Consider the following 19,746-nt stretch of genomic DNA (forward strand, 5'->3'; position numbering starts at 1 on the left):
ACAAACCTATCTGTAAAGGGTTTTTCAGCGATATAATTTTCAAATGAAGAAGCCTGCACACAAAATCTACCGTACAACCAATTGGCCCGCATATAACCGAGCACTCATGAGTCGCGGAAATATTGCCATTTGGTTTGATCCTGCTACGCAATGGTATGCTCCATCAAAAGGCAAACAAGGGCGAAATCAAACCTACTCCGACGCAGCCATCCAATGCTGCTTAATGATTAAATCCTTATTCCGTCTGTCTTTACGTATGGTCACTGGCTTTGTGCAAAGTCTGATTAAACTTTGCGGATTAAATTGGATAGCTCCAGATTACACCACGCTTTGTAGAAGACAAAAGCATATTGATATTGTAATCAGCTACCAAAAAAGTAGCGATGGGCTGCATCTACTCATGGACTCTACAGGCATGAAGTTTCTAGGTGAGGGCGAATGGAAACGCAAGAAACATGGACCTGAATATCGTCGCCAATGGCGTAAACTTCATATTGGTATAGATGCTAAAACCCTACAAATACGAGCAGTTCAGCTTACAACCAATAATATCAGTGATTCACAGGTGCTTGGTGATTTACTTAATCAGATTCCACAAGATGAGCAGATTAACTCTGTTTATACCGATGGAGCTTATGACACCAAGCAATGCCGTCAGGTCATTGCAGATCGGCAAGCGCATGCGGTGATTCCACCTAGAAAAAATGCGAAACCATGGAAAGATACAAAGAGTAGCTCGCTAGAGCGAAATGAATTACTTCGAGCAATTAAACGTTTAGGCAGGACACTATGGAAAAAATGGTCAGGCTATCATCGGCGAAGTTTGGTTGAAACTAAGATGCATTGCATCAAATTATTAGGAGATAAACTCAGTGCAAGGAGTTTTGATAGCCAAGTGAATGAGATCCATGCACGTGTAGCAGTCCTTAACAGATTTACGGAATTAGGTCGCCCACTTACCCAAGTTACGCCTTAAATTTGGCTCAATTAGGGGCGCTTTGCATTTCAAATCTTTGTGCAACAAAGCCCTTTCAATTTGAGAGTTCGCACTATGGATTGACTGTTCAGCATTAAGTAAATCGACTACTGTACGAGTACCCAACTTATATTGTTCTTGATAAAGTTCTTTGGTACGAACTGTTGTCGCCTGTTGTGCAACTAAGACTTGCATCTGTCGTTGTTTATTTTCAATATTTTCTTTGGTTGCTCGAATCTGGTTAAGCACGTCCAAATAAACACTATTCACTTGAGATTTTGCAGCTTCTTCTGCATAACTTGCCGCTTTGGTTTGTGCTGCTGTTGCACCACCCTGATAAAAATTACTGGTCGCTTGCAACATCACAGAACTATAAAAACCATCGTCTTTACTGTTATTTGGGTTAATACCATTTACAGCCTGACTTACGGAACCCGTCAAGTTTAGTGTCGGGTAACGACTCAGCTGAACTTGCTTTTTCTGAAATGCAGCAACATCAACCTGAGCTTTTGCTGCCATCATTTTAGGAATCGTATTAAATGCCGTATCCCCATAAACCTCAGAGCTTTTGACGATAGAATCAGGAATATCCCAATTCATACTCACCACGTCTATGCCCAACAAGGTACGTAAACGTTCTTGGTAAATACGAAGTTGAGTTTGCTGAGCAATTAGGTTTGAACGCGCCGCTTCTAAATATGACTGAGCTTGAACTGGATCGGCTTGACTACTAATCCCTGCATTTGCACGTAAATTAGCAATTTCAGAAATTCGACCAATACCGTTAATCTGCTCTTGCGCAATACGGCAAACTTCTTGATAGCGTTTGATATTGACGATAGCATCCGCCACTTGATAAGCAATATCATCAATACTCACCAATACGTCAGCTTGCGCGACCAAAAGTTTTGCCTGTTGTACATCGACACTACTTTTTACTTTACCAAAATCAAATAACATCTGGGTTGCATTGATCGAGAACATTTGTTGTCCACGCCCTGCTGTCGTTGAGGTATTTGATTGAGTCAAGCCACCAGTACTTACCCCACCTGAAATTTGCGGATAATAAGCAGCTTTTGCCACATCGATACTGGCATTTTGTGAAGCTAGAGAGGCAATGGATTGAGAAATTTCAGGATGACGCTGTACCGCTAACTGGATAGCATCATAAAAATTTAAGGTTTTGGGTTGATATACCCCTGGCAATGCATTGGTAGAGGTCGCCTTACCCCCTTGGACTGCAGTCGTTTTTGAAGCAGTTTTATTTTGCTGAGTAATAACAGGCAAATCTTTGGCATAAGTATTGCCATATTCAAAATTACTCAATTCGTTAAGCTGAACTTTTCGATAATTATCATTTGGTTCAGGCGCAACTAATTTATGAAAATTTTTCTTAATCGATTGCAAACTTAGTGATTTGTCCGAAGTACTAGGCTTGTCTTTTTGTTTTTTAACGACTTGCTCTGAACTGACGGTTTTGATCGGCTCCCCATTATCAACATATTGGACAGTCTGAACAGTATTGGTGCTTGGAGCATTAACCGTTTTGACATTAACCGTCGAATCGTCGTCATCATCAGTTATATAATGAACCCCAGACTCGACTACTGAATTTTTCGGAGGATGAGCTGCATTCGCATACGTTATTGGAATAGAAAGCAATAACATGCACATCTGCAGTCTTGTTATCCTGAAATTTATTCTATTTTTAGCCACATGACTTCTCGATACTAAATACTAAGTAAGATAGTTTGTAAAACTTCTAGACTCTTTTGAGACATGATTATTCTACATATTATTTTTTAAAATACCGACAAAAAAACTTCCAAATCAAAAGATAATTTGCAATTTGTCTTAAAAGATAATCGTCTTTTCATAAAAAGACGATTATTTGAACTCATTATGTTTAATAATACTCAATCTTTTAAAATTATACGACGAAATCTTCACCTAAATATACCTCACGAACTATTTCATTCGCCAAGACATCTTCAGGTGTTCCTTCAGCAATCACTGCCCCCTCACTCACAATATATGCATGTTCACAGATTGCTAAAGTTTCTCGAACATTGTGGTCTGTAATCAAAACACCGATTCCACGACTTTTCAATGTACGAATAATGTCCTTAATATCCCCAACTGAGATCGGATCGACCCCTGCAAATGGTTCATCAAGTAACATAAATTTTGGATCTGCTGCCAAGGCCCGAGCAATTTCAGCACGACGACGTTCACCACCCGACACACTCATACCCAATGAATCTTTAATGTGCGTGATTTTAAAATCTTCTAATAATTCTTTTAAACGTTCTTGACGCTGTTGTTTATTGAGATCTTTACGCGTTTCTAAAATAGCCATGATATTGTCACTGATTGACAATTTTCTAAAAATTGATGCTTCTTGTGGTAAATAGCCGATGCCTTTACGCGCACGTTCATGCATAGCAAGATCAGAAATATCCAAATCATCGAGATGGATTTCACCTTTATCCATACGCACCAAACCCACAACCATATAGAAGCTTGTGGTTTTACCCGCACCATTTGGACCTAATAATCCTACAATTTGGCCGCTTTGCATGGTAAATGAAACATCTTTAACCACCCAGCGTTTATTATAATTTTTAGCAAGATGCTTGATACAAAGTGTTTGAACAGATTGTTCCATTAATCACGTGCTCCTGGGAATGATTTTGAGCTTGAAGGTGGAATAATGATTTGCACTCGACCACTGCTAGAACCAGAGCCGCTTGTACTATTCGAAGAACCAGAAGCTTCAATATCACCTTTATTCATACTATATTTTAAAGTACTACTACGGATACTTGCACCATTTTGATACAGATAAGCATTACCAATTAAAGTGATAATTCCAGTTTCGGCATTATAGACAATCTTAGATGCTTCACCTTTGGCAACACCTTTATCACTGTCCACTTGCTGCTGAAATTTTGCTGGAGAGCCCGTCGCAGTCACCACACTCATTTGACGGTTTTTGTTTAGATTGGCAACGATATTGGCTGCCTGTAATTTCATCGTCCCTTGTTCAATAATGACATTACCAGAATAAGTCGTAACCCCAGTTTTATCATTGTAGGTCGCGCGGTCAGCAACCAATGAAATTGGTTGGTTACGGTCAGATTGCAATGCAAAAGCGCTCACAGACGCACATAACAATCCTGTTGCTAATAATGCTGACTTTAGGAAAGTGTTTGTTTGTGTTGGTTTTTTAACGTGGTGCATACTTTCCTCGAATATTAAAAAATTCGTACTGTCCTTCATCCAAATTGGCTTTTAGACCTTGACTGACAAATTCAGCATCTGGTGAATTGACATTAACCTGATGCGTTGTTTCCAACTTTTTAGCATCAGGATAAGCCGTGAGTAAATCTGTGGTAAAAATCATCTTACCGTTTTGACCTAATTTGGTCGCTTCAACTTGTTGGCTTAAAACGACTTTTTCATTGTCATTAAAACCTTGTGCTTGTTTGGCAAAAAATGTCGAATCAAGCTGGTCATTTTTAAACATCGAAGCATTTAAATTTTTAAGATCTGAAGTTTTTTTATTCAGATCTTGTTCCAAACGATCAACTTCGGCACGCATATAGAGATGCCCTTGATCATTTGTTTGCGTCAAATGGATATTTTCAGCAGCATAAGTCATGTTCTGCGCAGATTGCACATCCAATTTTTTCCCTTTACCACTGTAATAGTAATAACCACCGCTAATTGCTGCAATAACAACAGCCGTGATATATAAGTTTTTAATATCCATAAATGATGATCAACTAATGCTATCTCTATCTAATCTGGGTTGCTGACTATTTATGCTGACCCGCCACGAATTGCGCAAGTAAATCCTGATAAACACCCTTTGACATGAGTAGCATATCACAGACTTCACGGACTGCACCTCGGCCACCCATCGCTTGTGTAACCAAATCCGCACGGCGACGGACTTCAACATGACCATTTGGTACAGTGACTTTCATCCCGGCTATAGCAAATGCTGAAAGATCAGGCCAATCATCACCCATATATAGGCAATCTTCAGGAGCCAAACCCAATTTTTCACATGCCTCTTTAAGTGCGACACCTTTGTCTTCACGGCCTTGATAAACCAAGTCCACACCCAAATCCGACATACGTTTTTCAACGATATTACTTTTTCGACCCGTGATGATAATGACTTTTAAACCTGCTTTTTGCACAAGTTTCATGCCTAAACCATCACGAATATCAAATGATTTTATCTCATCACCTGTATTGGTTAATGTTACAAAACCATCACTTAAAATTCCATCAACATCTAAAACCAAAGCTTCAATATGACGTGCTTGTTCCAATAAAACATATGATGCCATGGATTAATTTACCCCAGCTTGAATGAGATCATGCATACTAATTACACCAATCAATTTATTTTGATCATCAACCACGACAAATTGACTGATTTTCTTTTCGTTCATTTTTTCCAAAGCTTCTACAGCACGAGCTTCAGCTGAAATCGTTGATGGATTTTTTGTCATTACTTCTGAAACCACAAGATTGACATCAAAACCCTGTTGTTTATCAATCAGACGACGTAAATCGCCATCAGTAAAGATACCAAGCAATTGATTATTATCATCAACAATTGTGGTCATACCTAGACGTTTATTTGAGATTTCGTAGAGTACTTTGTTCATTGGTGTATCTGGTGAAACTTTTGGTAAGTCATCACCTGTATGCATCAAATGTTTTACATGTAAAAGTAAACGTTTACCGAGTGCACCTGCAGGATGCGAACGAGCAAAATCATCCGATGTAAAACCACGTGCTTCAAGCAAAGCCACGGCCAAAGCATCACCCAATGCCAAAGTCGCAGTGGTACTTGATGTCGGAGCAAGACCCAATGGGCAAGCTTCTTGAATATTACCTAAAGTCAACGCGACATCTGCATTTTGAGGCATAGGACCTTTATCAGTACCACTAATCGTGATCAAAGGTACGCCCACATGCTTAATCAATGGCATCAACATCATGATTTCATCGCTTTTACCCGAGTAGGAAATTGCGATCAAAACATCGCCGCGCACCAACATTCCCAAGTCCCCATGTCCAGCTTCACCTGGATGCATAAAGAACGACGGCGTCCCTGTAGAGGCAAAAGTTGCAGCCATTTTACGGCCAATGTGTCCTGATTTACCCATACCAGTGACCACTAAACGACCTTTACACTGCAAAATAATTTCACAGGCTTGACTAAAGCGGTCGTCTATTTCTGCAGCTAATACTTGTAATGCATGTTCTTCTATACGAATCGTATCTAAAGCAACTTTTTGAAAATCAATTTGATTAGGCATATTTGCAGGATTCAAAATGGCTTACCTTCACTCTAAAATGAGTAGATTAAGATCAAGGGAATTATTTTCGCTATTTTAGCATAGCAATGCAATGCGCACATTTTTAAATGTATAACTTTTCACATGAGTTTTTTGATTTTTATGTATGGATTAGGCTTTTGAAGTGATTCACTGAAAATAAAAATACTGGTGTTATGTCGTAGATAAAAGATTTGAGCTTTCAGATTGATATGATTGAAAATAAATTACTAGAGAATATTGCTTAACAAAATTTATAACCTAACAAAGCGGTGTCTTGTTGTTTCGAGTTTAGATTTCGACAGACGCTAAATTTCTTTGAGTTTTAAAATTGAAATTTTGAACAGAATTTTAACTGTGTGATCTCAATAAATCACATCATAATAACCAGATCATTTTCAAAGTAAAAACCGCTTTAAAACATCAAAGTAAAAAATCCCTGTTTAAGTCTTTGTGAAATAAAATGCTTAAGTTATGATGTAACACCACTTATTAAAGCTTTTATGAATCACTATGCAACCTTTTGTTCTATATAACTCAGAGCAACGTAAAAAAGTTGAATTTGTACCTCGCAAGCAAGGGCATATCGACATGTATGTTTGCGGTATGACTGTTTATGATTATTGTCATATTGGTCATGCACGAGTCATGGTTGCATTTGACTACATTATTCGCTTTTTACGCAGCCAAGGTTGGAACGTAAAATATATTCGAAATATTACGGATATTGATGACAAAATTATCAAGCGCGCCAATGAAAATGGTGAAACGATCACAGCTTTGACTGATCGCTTTATTGCTGCAATGAATGAAGATGCTGCAAATCTTGGCTGTTTAGCGCCTGATGAAGCACCTCGTGCTACAGAATATATTGACCAAATGCAAAATATGATTGGCGAATTGGTCGACAATGGTACTGCCTACCCTTCGAACAATGGCGACGTATATTTCGAAGTTGAAAAATTTGCCAAATATGGTCGTTTGTCTGGTCGTAAACTTGACGATATGCAAGCGGGCGCATCCGATCGTGTTGATGTAGAAGTTGAGAAAAAACATCCGTTTGACTTTGTACTTTGGAAACATGCCAAAGAAAATGAGCCATCTTGGGCTTCACCTTGGGGTAATGGTCGTCCCGGTTGGCATATTGAATGTTCTGCAATGTCAACTTGCTGCTTAGGCAATCATTTTGATATTCATGGCGGTGGTTCAGATTTATTATTTCCACACCATGAAAATGAAATTGCACAAAGTGAAGCAGCAACAGGTGAACAATATGTAAATTATTGGATGCATGTAGGCTTCATCAATGTCGATGGTGAAAAAATGTCTAAATCATTAGGCAACTTTTTTACTATTCGTGATGTCATGGACAAATTCCATCCTGAAGTGATTCGCTTTTTTATTGTATCTTCGCATTATCGTAGCCCTGTCAACTTTTCAGACACTGCATTAAAAGAAGCGAAAACAGCTCTTTCTCGTTTTTATCATTCATTTAAAGCTTATCAACAAGTCTATGCAGATCAATTGGTTGATACTTTAGATGAAAATCTAGTTGAACGTTTCAATGCTGCGATGCGTGACGATTTCAATACTGCGGAAGCAATCGCGGTATTATTTGAAGTCAATAAAGAATTGAATCGTGCTGTAAAAGAAGAAAATGCTGAACAAGCTGCGATTTATTTTGCAACTTTACGTCATTTGACCAATATTCTTGGTCTAGTTCAGCATGATGTCGAAGAGTTTTTAAAATCAGATATTGGTCAAGATGCTTTATCTTTGTCTGAAGCTGAAATTGAAGACTTGATCATCCAGCGTAAAGATGCCAAAAAAGCGAAAGATTTTGCTAAAGCTGATGAAATCCGCCAATCTTTACTTGATCAAGGTGTGGTTTTAGAAGATACGCGTCAAGGCACAGTTTGGCGTCGTGCTGATTAATTGATCAGTTAAAAGCATAGAGAGTTGACAGTTTGATGAAACTCTCTATAATGCGTTTCTATTGCGGGAATAGCTCAGTTGGTAGAGCATAACCTTGCCAAGGTTGGGGTCGGGAGTTCGAGTCTCCTTTCCCGCTCCAGATTCAAAAAAAGCCCTGATCGAAAGATTGGGGCTTTTTTTATTCAATAAAAAATAACGATATTCTATTTCGCCATTTCCGAAAAAAGACTGAATAAATCTACAATTTTTCTAAAAAAAATATCAGATAAGTACAGCAAATATTCAGATCAATGAATCTATAAATACACGCTACTATAAAAAAATCTATTCAAATATATCCTATATCATGAGCAAACAAATAAGATTTAATGCCTTTGAAATGAACTGTATAGCGCACCAATCTCCGGGATTATGGCGACACCCTCTCGACCGCTCTACAGAATATAAAGATCTCGAATACTGGACTGACCTTGCCAAAATACTTGAAAAAGGTAAATTTGATGGCGTATTTTTAGCCGATGTTTTAGGAATTTATGACGTATATTATGGAAATAATAAACATGCACTTTCAGGTGCAGTACAAGTCCCTGTAAATGATCCTCTACAAGTTGTTCCTGCAATGGCAGCTGTAACTGAGCATTTAGGTTTTGGCGTTACGACATCAATTTCATTTGAACATCCCTACCCATTTGCCCGAAGGATGAGTACGCTTGATCACCTCACTAAAGGTCGTGCAGGCTGGAATATTGTAACCTCCTACCTCGAAAGTGGCTCAAAAAACTTAGGCTTAAGCAAACAAGTGAGCCATGACAATCGCTATGATATTGCAGATGAATATCTAGAAGTTTTATACAAACTTTGGGAAGGCTCTTGGCAAAATGATGCCGTGATTCGAGATAAAGAAAGAGGCATATTTGCAGATTACAATAAAGTTCATCCAATTGAACACCAAGGTGAATACTTTAATGTGCCCGGTATCCATATCTGCGAACCATCACCACAACGCACACCAGTACTCTATCAAGCTGGCGCATCAAAACGTGGACAACAATTTGCCAGTCAAAATGCTGAATGTGTCTTTATCTCTGCCCCCACTAAAATTGCGGTTAAGCAACTAGTTCAAGGCATACGCAATCAATTAATTATAGAAGGTCGTGACCCAGATTCAGTTTTAATTTATACCATGCTTGCTATTGTAGTCGATGACACTGATGAAAAAGCTCAACAAAAATTTAAAGAATATCAAAGTTATGGTAGTTATGATGGTGGATTAACACTTGTTTCAGGTTGGTCTGGTGTAGATTTTTCTCAATTCAAATCTACAGACCAAGTTGAATATATCGAAACCAATGCCATCCAATCCTTGCTTGATTCTTATGTCAAAGCTGATCCAAATAAAATTTGGACGATAGAAGAAATCGCAAAATGGACGAGCGTTGGAGGCAATGGTCCTGTGATCGTTGGCTCAGCAACAACCGTGGCGGACCATTTACAAGAATGGGTTGAGGATACTGGCATAGATGGATTCAATCTTGCTTATATCCTCGCCCATCAGAGTGTCGAAGATGTCGTGAACTATGTTGTTCCCGAATTGCAGCGTCGTGGGGTATATCAAAAAGAATATCGCAAAGGAACATTACGTGAAAAATTATTTGAACGAGATGCTCATTTACCTGAAGAACATCGTGGTGCAAAATACCGATTCCATCAGAAAGAATCTGCCTTCGCATAAACAAAAACCAGTGCAATAAAGCACTGGTTTTTTAATGTAGAAACTTAGCTCATCTGGCTAAACAAATCATAGATCGCATGTCTTAGCCACTGATTGCTGGTTTTGTGATGACAAGACATATGCCAATATTGCTTAATTGAATAACTTGGAAATGCAATCGGAGCTTCCAGCATTTTTAAATTACCGCGTGACAATAAGACTTCACTCAGATAATAAGGCACTGTTGCGATTGCATCAGTCTCCTGCACCACCAATCCCACACCTAAATAACTTGGAATACGCATTAAAATATTACGTTTCAAATCAAGTTTTAAAAGCTCATTGGCAATATGATAATGCCCCATGCCAGCATCAATATCGATATGCGATTCATTTAAATATTCATCTAAAGAAAGCTTATCTTCAGTCAGGCGAGGATGTGTTTTCGAAGCCAAAACCACATAGAACTGCTCAAATAATTTTTGCTGATAAAAACCATTTTCAAGATGCGGTAAAAAACCAATAGCCAAATCAATTTCACCATTTGCCATCTGATAACTCGTTTCAGAGGTAATTGCGCGAACATTGATATGTACATGCGGCGCATTTTGTTTCAAATATTGTGAGAGTTTAGGCAAAAGCACCAAATGCGATACATCAGTCATCGCTATGGTAAACTTGTGATGAGAGTTTTTTTGATCAAAATCAATAGTAAAGTTATTGATATGTTCTACTTTACTCAAAGCTTCACTGACCAATGGAAACAGTTGCTTTGACAATTCTGTAGGAATCATCTCATTACCGATACGTAAAAATAACGGATCATTGTAATGTTCACGTATTTTATTGAGGATATTGCTGACGGTAGGCTGGCTGATATTGAGGCGGTCCGCAGCCATCGATACACTTTTAAATTTGTAAATATAATAAAAAATACTTAAAAGCTTACAGTCCAATTCAAACACGTATATCCCACTCTACACTCATGATTAAAACAATAGTTATCTCTAATTCCAATTACATAATAGTCTTGTTGTCTCAGTTAGTAAATATTTAAGCTTGTAAATTACTGCACTTTTACACTATCTCATATATTTAAAATAAAAAACTATTAACTATTATTTAAAAATACCAATTCAATAAAATAAAAAATTTATAAAAATTCATTTATTAACTATATTTAGATTTAATCTTAAACAAAATTATCAAGTAAATTTAATTTAAAATCATATAAAAACAAAAATTCGACATATTAAATTTTTCCAAAATAAATATAAATTTCATTTATTTTTGTGATGTTTATCACTATAACTTCTTAATACGCCAATAAAATGCTTATAACCATCACCACAAGCTTCATTTAAAACTTGATCTATTTCTTCTTTAGTCCACTTTTGCTCTACTGCTCCACATATAAAAACAGCCTTTAAAACAAAAGGGATTTCCCCATAACGAATAATTAAACCTTTGATCAATTTTCGTTGTTGAATTTGGTTCTCTTTCAAATGTTTATTAATCAACTTTTACACCTAAATACTATAATATTCACACTTATAAAAAATTAAATTATTTTCTACAAAGCTAGAAAGACATTTAAATATAAAGCAAATTCACCATTAACATGTTGTTTATTGACGAATAATCATATAACACTTAAGACAAAATATTTTTTTAAATGAGAATATAATGTAAAATACCATCTTATTTGGAACCTTTTTGTATCCACAATATATTTTATAAAATATTTTAATTAAACTAGATAATATATTTGGGGGAGAATTAATATGAAAAACTTTTTAAACATTAAAAGTGTAAATAGTGGAATGGTCGAGCTTTTAGAGTCCTTTTGTGTCCGCTACAATTTAGATTCACCTATTCATCACAAATATATGATCGATGAGAGAATGTCTTTAAAACTCTGGTTAAAAAATATTAGAAACATTAATGAACAGTTTAACCGTGAGGAATTTGGTATTTACTTAGGAAATATGATAACTGAACAACAGATAGGCATAGCAGCCTATATGGCTAATTCATGTAATAATTTAGGTGATTTTTTAGATCATGCACCTCATTATGTAAAAATTTGGTTTAATTATATCCCTCTTGATGTTTTAAGCACAGATACTCAAAAAATTATTCATTGGGACAATCCTGAATATTACAAAAAAGGACTATTCAATCCAGAAACAGACATTACAAATGTATTTTTCACTACAGTAATTTTTAAAAGAATCAATCAATTAATTTACCCTGATAATATCGTTTTTTCTAAAATAGAATTTACTCAAAGCAAACCGCATAACACAGAGATTTTTGAAAAATTTTTTAGATGTCCTTTGATTTTCAACGCAAGTGCAAATCGTATTTATCTAAATCATGAAGTATGCGAAATTTCTGTAAAAAAGAAAGATCCAATTCTGCTCAATATATTACAAAATCAAGCAAATAGAATATTAAACACGATACCTGATACCGAGTCTTTCAATGATCTCTTATCGCAAAATATTATTTATGCAATCCATAACAATCGTACCAACATCGAATATGTTGCTGAAAAAATCGGTATTCCGACTCGCTTATTGCAATATCAATTAAAAAAGAATGGTATGAATTATTCATTAAAACTTACTCAAGTGAGAAAGCAACTTGCTTTAAAATATTTAGAAGATCCAGCATTAACAATTTATGACATTTCTTTATTACTTGCTTATAAAGAACAAGCTTCATTTAATCGTGCTTTTAAAAACTGGATGGGAATATCACCAACAAAATGGAGATTAAATAATCACTTGTAATTTTATTTTTAGACCTTATGTAAATATATATAATCCTTTAAGGATATTAAAATGAAAAACTTTTTAAGAGCAAAATCAATTTCTAACGGTCTAGTTAGATTGTTAGATGATTTTTGTTCTATCCATAATTTAAAATCTCCTTTTGATCCAGAAATCATAAAAAAAGATAGTATTAGTTTTGAACAATGGTTAAATGCCGTTTCGTTTATTCAAGACCAATACTCAAAAGGTTGTTTTTGCATGGATGTAGCTAAACTGATTCACCCTTCTTATATTGGAATACATGGTTATTTAAACTCATCTAGTATCAACCTAATGGAAGTTTTTAAGAGCTTCTCGAAATATGTTTCATTATGGTTCAATTTTACACCTGTACAAATTGAGTTTAATAACCAATATACGACGCTTTCTTGGGAAAATTCATCTTATTTAAAAACTGGACATTTCCTTGAAGAATCAAGAATTTCAGAAGAACTGATTACGCTTATTTTTATTAGTCATTTTTCTCAACTGGTTTATCCTGAAAAAATTCTAATCGAAAAAATAGATGTTATGTTTAGTGAAAATAAATGCTGCGATTTTCATTTCAAATACAATATCAATTATAATTGCGAACGAAACAAAATATATTTTAATAACAAAATCTTAAAATACAAAATAAATTCATTTGATCAATATTTAAATATGTTGCTTAAAAATCAAATTGAATTTGTTTATACCAGTACACCTGCTAAAGATTTTTTTATCGAAGAATTGAACCAAAATATTATTAAAGCAATCAAAGCAAATAAACCTAATGTTCCATATGTAGCTACACAAATGGGATTATCAGTTCGTGTTTTGCAAAATAAGTTAAAATATTATGAAACTTCTTTTATTGATCAATTATGTTTTATACGTAAAAACCTAGCTTTTAAATAGGCGGATTCAAGCAGCAAGTGCAACAGTATAAAAACCAGCCATAACTTCACTTGGCGTATACCAGCCTAGTGTTTTTCTAGGACGATGGTTGAGTGAAAATTCTATCTGCTCTATTTCATCGTTTGACACGTCATCAAACGATGATGATTTTGGCAGATATTGCCGGATTAAACCATTCGTATTTTCATTTCTAGCTCGCTGAATAGACTTGTAAGGATCAGCAAAATAAGTATCTATGCCGACATCAGTAATTCTTTTGTGTTCGGCAAATTCCTTTCCATTATCAAATGTTACACTATAAGCATGGCTCATTCGTAAACGATCTAATGCACAAGTAATCGTTTTAGAGGATGCTCTCGTTGACCCTAAATGAACAATATGTACGTACAGGCTCTTTCGATCAACGAGGGTTAATAAAGCTCCTTTATGATGTTTACCAATCACCGTATCACCTTCGAAATCTCCTAAACGTTGTCGCTGATCAATGACCTGGTCTCGGCAATGAATACTTGTTTTATCAATGATTTGCCCTCTACGATCCGTGTTTTTGTAACCTCGTTTTCGATATTTCTTCTGATGCCTTAAGTGTAGATGGAGGTTACCTCCTTGTGATTTATCTTGATAAATGTGCTGGTAAATCCACTCATGTGAAGGTACATCCAGCCAACCGCGTTGTGTTAAAGCACCTGAAATTTGTTCTGGTGACCAGTCTAAGCCAATTAAGTAATCAATATAAGCGAAGGCAAATGCTGTCATGGATGATGAAGGATGGTACCGTCTTTGACTTGCAAATTTCGCTGCCTGTTGAGCTCTATATCCACGTTGCCCAGTATTTCTTTTTAACTCACGGTAGATGGTTGATCGTGAACGCCCTAACTCCCGAGCAAGGCTAGCGATTGAACTTTTACTTTTCAAAGTAGCATAAATTTCGTATCTTTCATCTTGAGAAAGTTGGGTGTATTTCTTCATTGTGTGCTTTCCAATTGCGAGTTGAAAAAGTCTAATGATTCTATGAATACACCTAACTTTTTCAACTAACTACAAGTGTGTTGCACTTGGGATTTGAATCTGCGATATTTAAAAAACTCTGATTTGAGTATTAGCCAAATTACCAATTTACTCGCTTATAAAGAACAACCTTCTTTTAATCGCTCATTTAAACTTTGGACTGGTTTAACACCGCTTGAATGGCGAAATCAAGCCATGTTGCAATAAGCACTACCCTCTCTTAAATTTGCCAGTTTAATCTGGCTTTTTTATTTCCTTTATTCTCTAAATAAAAATAAACCCCATCATCAAGATGGGGTTTATTTTAAGCTAAATTATATTTTTTGATTAGATAACAATTTGATTATTCAACAATAATGTTTCTAAATCTGTCTTCACATCATGCAATGTAAGAACAGTTGCATAGTTATGACCTGTACCATTCAAATCAACTGAAATGTATGTATTTGTACCATCGTCAGTAATTTGTAAATAGTTTTTCAAACCTGATGATGCAATATCAAGTTTCACACTATCAACATCTGTATACAAACCAGCCGTACCTTTATAATTATCCAACAATTCATGGATATCAATAATATCAGCATTTTGATCTGTACCAACTTTACCTACATGGAACCCATTTACTGTATCAGTACCATTCCCGCCCGTTGGATCTTTAGGATTCAATAGATTGAAGTAGATGGTATCTAAAGCAGTTGAGCCCAGATTGAAGGTGTCGTTACCTGCTCCACCGACAAAGACATGGTTAGTGTCATTACCTGTAAAGACTGTATCGCCTTTGGCACCCACGAACTGCTCGATATTTTCAAAAGTATCGATTGTTGTAATACCATTGATAACTTTGGTTACTGTACCAGTTGCGACATTAATGCTGATCTGACCTTGTAAGTTGCTGTAGTCAAGAATGTCTTCACCACCATTTGCAACCCAAACTTGTTTGCCATTCGCACCAGTTTCCCATCCACCACCACCATTGTAGTGATCATTGCCTAAGCTACCGTAGAAATGGTCGTTATAACCTGTTCCAACTACACCTGATGCATTTGAACCGCTATTATTTGTCGCAGTATCAGACTCAGCAAGTAATACATATGCCTCGTTTGCTTTGCCAGCAACCAGTCCAGTCCACGAGCTATTGATGGTTTTGTTCGCATAACCACCAAGATTGTCGATACCACCTACGTTATCTGCAACGCCATTGCTAATACGTAATAACTGGATCGAATAAGTTTCATTTGGATCAAGTCCATAGAAATTCACGATACCCGTACTATCTGTTGAACCTGATGACTGTGGATTAAGTACCTGAGTTGATACTAAATTACCTTTTGAGTCATAAAGTTTAACTGTATTACCATAATAACAGTTGATGCCTTGACCATCTAAAATCTTGACATGCAAGCTTGTTCCGTCTGCAGCAACATTGGTGTTCTTAATTAGAATCGTTGGAGCGCTATTTGTTGAAGATACAACACCTGCATCACTTCCAGCACGATACAATAATAAGTCAACCGATCCATCCCAGTTATAGTCAACTGCTGTTGCACCAGTAATATCGGTATAAGTCGAAGGTGTTAATGCATACGCATCTTTGCCCCATACGTTATTGCCGTAGTTGAGATATAAAGTCGGTGCAAATCCAGTCTTGATATAGCATCCTGTCACTTGAGCAGGTACTTCAATCAGATCTTGTTTACCATCTAAGTTCCAGTCAATTGCAAATGCTGATCCACCAGAAAGCTTGTCACCAAACCACAATGCTTGTGAATCTGTCGCATTCAACTGACCTTTACCATCATTTAGATAGATACGGCTTTCGTTAGAATCTACACCAGCCTTCGTACCACGGCTGATAAACATATCTAACCATCCATCTCCATTGTAATCGGCAAAGACGATTGATTGTTGTAAATTGCCATAGTCGGTGCCGCCATCAGATGTAAATACATTGGCTTGATTGACATAAGTAAATCCAGCTGAAGTGCCTGAATTGTACATAATACCCATACCGCGTGAGCAATCGCCGTATAAAACTTTACCGTTGTAATCGACATGTGCAACGATATCAATCGTACCATTATTATCCAAATCTACGCCCGCAACATCGTGCAAGATAGATAGATCTTTAGGCATTGCTGTGCCAGTAATGCTACCTGTTTTCAATCCGTTATAGATTGTCATTGCAGCAGACTGTGGCATACCATTACCACTACAAGTCACTGTACTAGTTTCATAAGTCAAATTACCTGCATTATTTTTAATGAACGTAATTGAGTCTGAACAAGAATCAGCGATCACAAAATCAAGATAACCATCACCAGTACGATCATAAGCAATGACCCCACCTAAATGATTTAATACACCTTGATTCAATGCCTTAGATGAATAAGTGCCATCACCATTGTTCATCCAGTAAGCTGTGTAACCACAGTTTCCGTAACTACTTAATTGTGACATGACATCTGCATTACCGTCACGGTTAATGTCAGCAAACACTGCTGAACTTACAAATTGACCATAGCAACAGTTATCTAAATTATAGCCTGCACCATTCGCTTTACTTGCTTGAGCCAAATATGCAGCTGAGTAGTTTTCTAAGTCTACGCCAGAATATACTCGACCAGCATTTGCAGTTGTAGTACATGTTGAATTCGTTGTGCCTCTTACACTTTGCCAGAATGAATATGTACCATCAGCATTGACTGTTACTGCAGCGCAGTTAACGCCATAACCATCACCATCACCATCAGTCGTACCGCCCCACTTGGTCACAATAACCTCAGCACCAGGACCGCCTGTCGTTGGTGGTGTAACCTTGTCATCACTGGTCACGTGTGTGATTGGGCTAAGTGTAGATACGTTTCCGGCTTTATCCCAAACCAAGAATGCTAAGTTTTGATCGCCTTTTGGAATATTAGTAGTAATAGACCACTGACCATTCGCATCAACTGTTGCATAAGACACGACAGTATCGATACCTTCTTGCCACATGCCATTATTATTAACATCATTAACAAGCGCAATTTTTGTACCTGGCTCAGCTAGACCATATTCGGCACTTGTAAATGTGTATTTAACGCCACTCACAATCTGACTTGCTACATTCGGTTTCAATGAAATGCCATTAGGACCTGTAAGATCAATCTGAACCGATTTTTCTTGACCTGCAAGATAAGTGTAGTTGCCCACGTCATCACGTACACGGAATGAGAATTCAACCGTTGCATCTACAGCATGTACATCATTATCTTGATAAGTCCAATTTGCTCCTTGAATGCTACTAACATCTTCCCAAGTTAAACCGCCATCTTTGGAAATCTGCAACATTTCACCTTGAACAAGACTACGATTTAAAACACCTGAAATTTGTCCAAGCGTATTATCACGTGTAATCAAGTCATTATTGGTCGCTGTAATCGTTGATGTATAACCCACAGCCACGCCATCAGCAGTATCCACAGACAATTTAAAGCTCGTTGATAAATCATCAATAATTGGCTTAGTCGTATCAATTTGAATATTGATCGCACCACTTGGCAAACTTTCATTACCAGCAATATCAGTCAGTGTATAGCTGAGAGCGTGATCGCCTTCAACGAGTGGTAACACTGGTGTCAATGTACCAGCAACTGGATCATAGATTGCATCTACTGCTTTGCCATCTACATATAGCGTTGGTTTTTCATCAGCTGGTAATATGCCCACGATCACACTTGGTGTCGTATCATCAGTCGACGTACCTGTACCCAAATGACCTTGGAACATTCCCACATCATCAATATATTCAGTTGGTGTTGCAGGTTGATCTGGAGGCGTAATATCTACAATGATCACAATAGGATCACTTGGAGCACTTTCATTACCAGTCTCATCTGATAATGAATAACTCATATGATGAGTACCTTCATCAAGCGGATTTACAGGTGTTAAGGTATTGGTCGTTGCATCATAAATTGAATCAACTTTTTGACCGTCTACATACAGATTCGGAATTTCATCTGCATTTAGCGCACCAATGATAATACTCGGTGTTGTATCGTTAGTTATATCACCTGATGCAAATGTACCTTGTATTGGGTCAACATTATCAATATAGACTGTTGGCGCATTTGGTTGATTTGGAGCTGTGGTATCAATTGTAATTTTGAAATTACCGTTGAATTCACCATAGTTACCCGCTGCATCAACAACACGGGCAGTATAGTTATAAGTTTTACCATCAACTAAACCAGAATCTGCAAATTGGTAATTATTACCTTTAACTAAAGTCGCATCACCGATGTATTTTCCATCACGATAAATTTGTACGACTTCGTCAGCATTGATCGTACCATTTACTTTGATATTCAACACAGGCGCAGTGTCATCTGTTTTGGTGTTTTTATTAAAGTCACCAGTAATCGAACCGACATCATCAGTATAAGTTTTGATATTTATAAGTGCCGTTGGTGCTGTCGTATCTACTTTTACTAAAATAGGATCACTTGCCGCACTTTCATTACCTGCAATATCTGTCAATGTATAGCTGATCGCATGATCACCTTCACTCATCGGATTAACTGGGGTTAATGTTCCAGCAACTGGATCGTAGACAGAGTCTACTGGCTTGCCATCCACATAAAGTGTTGGTTTTTCATCTGCTGGTAATGCACCCACAATAACACTTGGTGTCGTATCATCGGTTGTTGTACCTGTAGTAAAGTCACCTTGTTTTGAACCAACATTATCAACAAACTCAGTTGGTGCTGTTGGTTGAGTTGGGGCTTTCGTATCTACAAGCACTTGGATTGGATCACTTGGCAAACTTTCATTGCCAGCAATATCAGTCAATGTATAGCTAAGATCATGATCACCTTCAGCAAGTGGCGTCACTGGCGTCAATGTGCCTGCAACTGGATCATAGATAGAGTCTACTTTATCACCATCTACATAAAGTGTTGGTTTTTCATCAACTGGTAATGTACCTACGATAACACTTGGTGTTGTATCGTTAGTTGTAGTGCCTGATGCAAATGTACCTTGCACTGGATC

Annotated in this window: 16 protein-coding genes and 1 tRNA gene; 7 read left to right on the top strand and 10 right to left on the bottom strand. The window is 36.9% G+C overall.

Annotated elements, in window-relative coordinates; all coding sequences use genetic code 11:
- Positions 1-43 precede the first annotated feature (43 nt).
- Positions 44-976, top strand: a complete 933-nt coding sequence (locus tag F960_RS14795) for an IS5-like element ISAba12 family transposase (RefSeq protein WP_020846600.1) — start codon at positions 44-46, stop codon at positions 974-976.
- On the opposite strand, the gene F960_RS14800 is transcribed toward F960_RS14795, so the two are convergent.
- The 6 genes from F960_RS14800 to F960_RS14825 form a co-directional block, all read right to left on the bottom strand.
- A complete protein-coding gene (locus tag F960_RS14800; RefSeq protein WP_051069895.1) occupies positions 944-2,644 on the bottom strand; it encodes a TolC family outer membrane protein in 1,701 nt (566 codons plus the stop codon). The two genes, F960_RS14795 and F960_RS14800, sit on opposite strands and share 33 nt — an antisense overlap.
- Before the next feature lie 262 nt (positions 2,645-2,906).
- Positions 2,907-3,644 (bottom strand): LPS export ABC transporter ATP-binding protein, encoded by a 738-nt coding sequence (lptB, locus tag F960_RS14805; RefSeq protein ID WP_004866706.1) that lies wholly within the window; start codon positions 3,642-3,644, stop codon positions 2,907-2,909.
- Positions 3,644-4,219, bottom strand: coding sequence for a lipopolysaccharide transport periplasmic protein LptA (gene lptA / locus F960_RS14810; protein ID WP_004866709.1), 576 nt, complete (start codon positions 4,217-4,219; stop codon positions 3,644-3,646). Before lptA ends, lptB begins: the two co-directional genes overlap by 1 nt.
- Entirely contained in the window at positions 4,206-4,751 is a 546-nt protein-coding gene (lptC, locus tag F960_RS14815) for an LPS export ABC transporter periplasmic protein LptC (RefSeq protein WP_004866713.1), read from the bottom strand. Before lptC ends, lptA begins: the two co-directional genes overlap by 14 nt.
- Before the next feature lie 46 nt (positions 4,752-4,797).
- Positions 4,798-5,340 carry a KdsC family phosphatase gene (locus tag F960_RS14820; RefSeq protein ID WP_004866714.1) on the bottom strand — a complete coding sequence of 181 codons (543 nt, stop codon included), beginning with the start codon at positions 5,338-5,340 and terminating at the stop codon, positions 4,798-4,800.
- A 3-nt stretch (positions 5,341-5,343) separates the two neighbouring features.
- On the bottom strand, positions 5,344-6,321 hold the full coding sequence (locus F960_RS14825) for a KpsF/GutQ family sugar-phosphate isomerase (RefSeq protein WP_004866717.1): 978 nt from the start codon (positions 6,319-6,321) through the stop codon (positions 5,344-5,346).
- A gap of 531 nt (positions 6,322-6,852) precedes the next feature.
- Between F960_RS14825 and cysS the strand changes: the two genes are divergently transcribed.
- The 3 genes from cysS (at position 6,853) to F960_RS14840 (ending at position 10,006) form a co-directional block, all read left to right on the top strand.
- Positions 6,853-8,274, top strand: a complete 1,422-nt coding sequence (gene cysS, locus F960_RS14830) for a cysteine--tRNA ligase (RefSeq protein WP_004866719.1) — start codon at positions 6,853-6,855, stop codon at positions 8,272-8,274.
- A gap of 63 nt (positions 8,275-8,337) precedes the next feature.
- Positions 8,338-8,413: transfer RNA gene (locus F960_RS14835), tRNA-Gly, on the top strand.
- A gap of 207 nt (positions 8,414-8,620) precedes the next feature.
- Positions 8,621-10,006, top strand: a complete 1,386-nt coding sequence (locus tag F960_RS14840; RefSeq protein ID WP_004866721.1) for an LLM class flavin-dependent oxidoreductase — start codon at positions 8,621-8,623, stop codon at positions 10,004-10,006.
- Positions 10,007-10,050: 44 nt separating this feature from the next.
- Here F960_RS14840 and F960_RS14845 read toward each other — a convergent pair whose 3' ends face one another.
- Positions 10,051-10,950, bottom strand: a complete 900-nt coding sequence (locus F960_RS14845; protein ID WP_004866727.1) for a LysR family transcriptional regulator — start codon at positions 10,948-10,950, stop codon at positions 10,051-10,053.
- Between the two features lie 315 nt (positions 10,951-11,265).
- Positions 11,266-11,505 (bottom strand): hypothetical protein, encoded by a 240-nt coding sequence (locus tag F960_RS14850; RefSeq protein WP_004866730.1) that lies wholly within the window; start codon positions 11,503-11,505, stop codon positions 11,266-11,268.
- A gap of 264 nt (positions 11,506-11,769) precedes the next feature.
- Between F960_RS14850 and F960_RS14855 the strand changes: the two genes are divergently transcribed.
- The gene (locus F960_RS14855) at positions 11,770-12,783 is read left to right on the top strand and encodes an AraC family transcriptional regulator ligand-binding domain-containing protein (protein ID WP_004866733.1); all 1,014 of its coding nucleotides are present in this window, start codon (positions 11,770-11,772) and stop codon (positions 12,781-12,783) included.
- A gap of 51 nt (positions 12,784-12,834) precedes the next feature.
- Positions 12,835-13,704: an AraC family transcriptional regulator ligand-binding domain-containing protein gene (locus F960_RS14860; protein ID WP_004866735.1), complete on the top strand. Its 870-nt coding sequence runs from the start codon at positions 12,835-12,837 to the stop codon at positions 13,702-13,704.
- Positions 13,705-13,710: 6 nt separating this feature from the next.
- On the opposite strand, the gene F960_RS14865 is transcribed toward F960_RS14860, so the two are convergent.
- Complete coding sequence (locus F960_RS14865) at positions 13,711-14,673, bottom strand: IS30 family transposase (RefSeq protein WP_004854881.1); 963 nt, start codon at positions 14,671-14,673, stop codon at positions 13,711-13,713.
- Between the two features lie 93 nt (positions 14,674-14,766).
- Here F960_RS14865 and F960_RS22115 point away from each other — a divergent pair, with 93 nt between their 5' ends.
- Entirely contained in the window at positions 14,767-14,919 is a 153-nt protein-coding gene (locus F960_RS22115; protein WP_020846524.1) for a helix-turn-helix domain-containing protein, read from the top strand.
- A 120-nt stretch (positions 14,920-15,039) separates the two neighbouring features.
- On the opposite strand, the gene F960_RS14870 is transcribed toward F960_RS22115, so the two are convergent.
- On the bottom strand, positions 15,040-19,746 hold a 4,707-nt coding region (locus tag F960_RS14870; protein ID WP_004866737.1), incomplete at its 5' end, for an Ig-like domain-containing protein.

It is taken from the genome of Acinetobacter gerneri DSM 14967 = CIP 107464 = MTCC 9824, assembly GCF_000368565.1.
In the GTDB taxonomy this organism is placed as follows: Bacteria; Pseudomonadota; Gammaproteobacteria; order Pseudomonadales; family Moraxellaceae; genus Acinetobacter; species Acinetobacter gerneri.

Coding starts and splice junctions, on each gene's coding strand:
- F960_RS14795 (WP_020846600.1), top strand. CDS start 44: ATGAAGAAGCCTGCACACAAAATCTACCGTACAACCAATTGGCCCGCA.
- F960_RS14800 (WP_051069895.1), bottom strand. CDS start 2,644: ATGTTATTGCTTTCTATTCCAATAACGTATGCGAATGCAGCTCATCCT.
- lptB (WP_004866706.1), bottom strand. CDS start 3,644: ATGGAACAATCTGTTCAAACACTTTGTATCAAGCATCTTGCTAAAAAT.
- lptA (WP_004866709.1), bottom strand. CDS start 4,219: ATGCACCACGTTAAAAAACCAACACAAACAAACACTTTCCTAAAGTCA.
- lptC (WP_004866713.1), bottom strand. CDS start 4,751: ATGGATATTAAAAACTTATATATCACGGCTGTTGTTATTGCAGCAATT.
- F960_RS14820 (WP_004866714.1), bottom strand. CDS start 5,340: ATGGCATCATATGTTTTATTGGAACAAGCACGTCATATTGAAGCTTTG.
- F960_RS14825 (WP_004866717.1), bottom strand. CDS start 6,321: ATGCCTAATCAAATTGATTTTCAAAAAGTTGCTTTAGATACGATTCGT.
- cysS (WP_004866719.1), top strand. CDS start 6,853: ATGCAACCTTTTGTTCTATATAACTCAGAGCAACGTAAAAAAGTTGAA.
- F960_RS14840 (WP_004866721.1), top strand. CDS start 8,621: ATGAGCAAACAAATAAGATTTAATGCCTTTGAAATGAACTGTATAGCG.
- F960_RS14855 (WP_004866733.1), top strand. CDS start 11,770: ATGAAAAACTTTTTAAACATTAAAAGTGTAAATAGTGGAATGGTCGAG.
- F960_RS14860 (WP_004866735.1), top strand. CDS start 12,835: ATGAAAAACTTTTTAAGAGCAAAATCAATTTCTAACGGTCTAGTTAGA.
- F960_RS14865 (WP_004854881.1), bottom strand. CDS start 14,673: ATGAAGAAATACACCCAACTTTCTCAAGATGAAAGATACGAAATTTAT.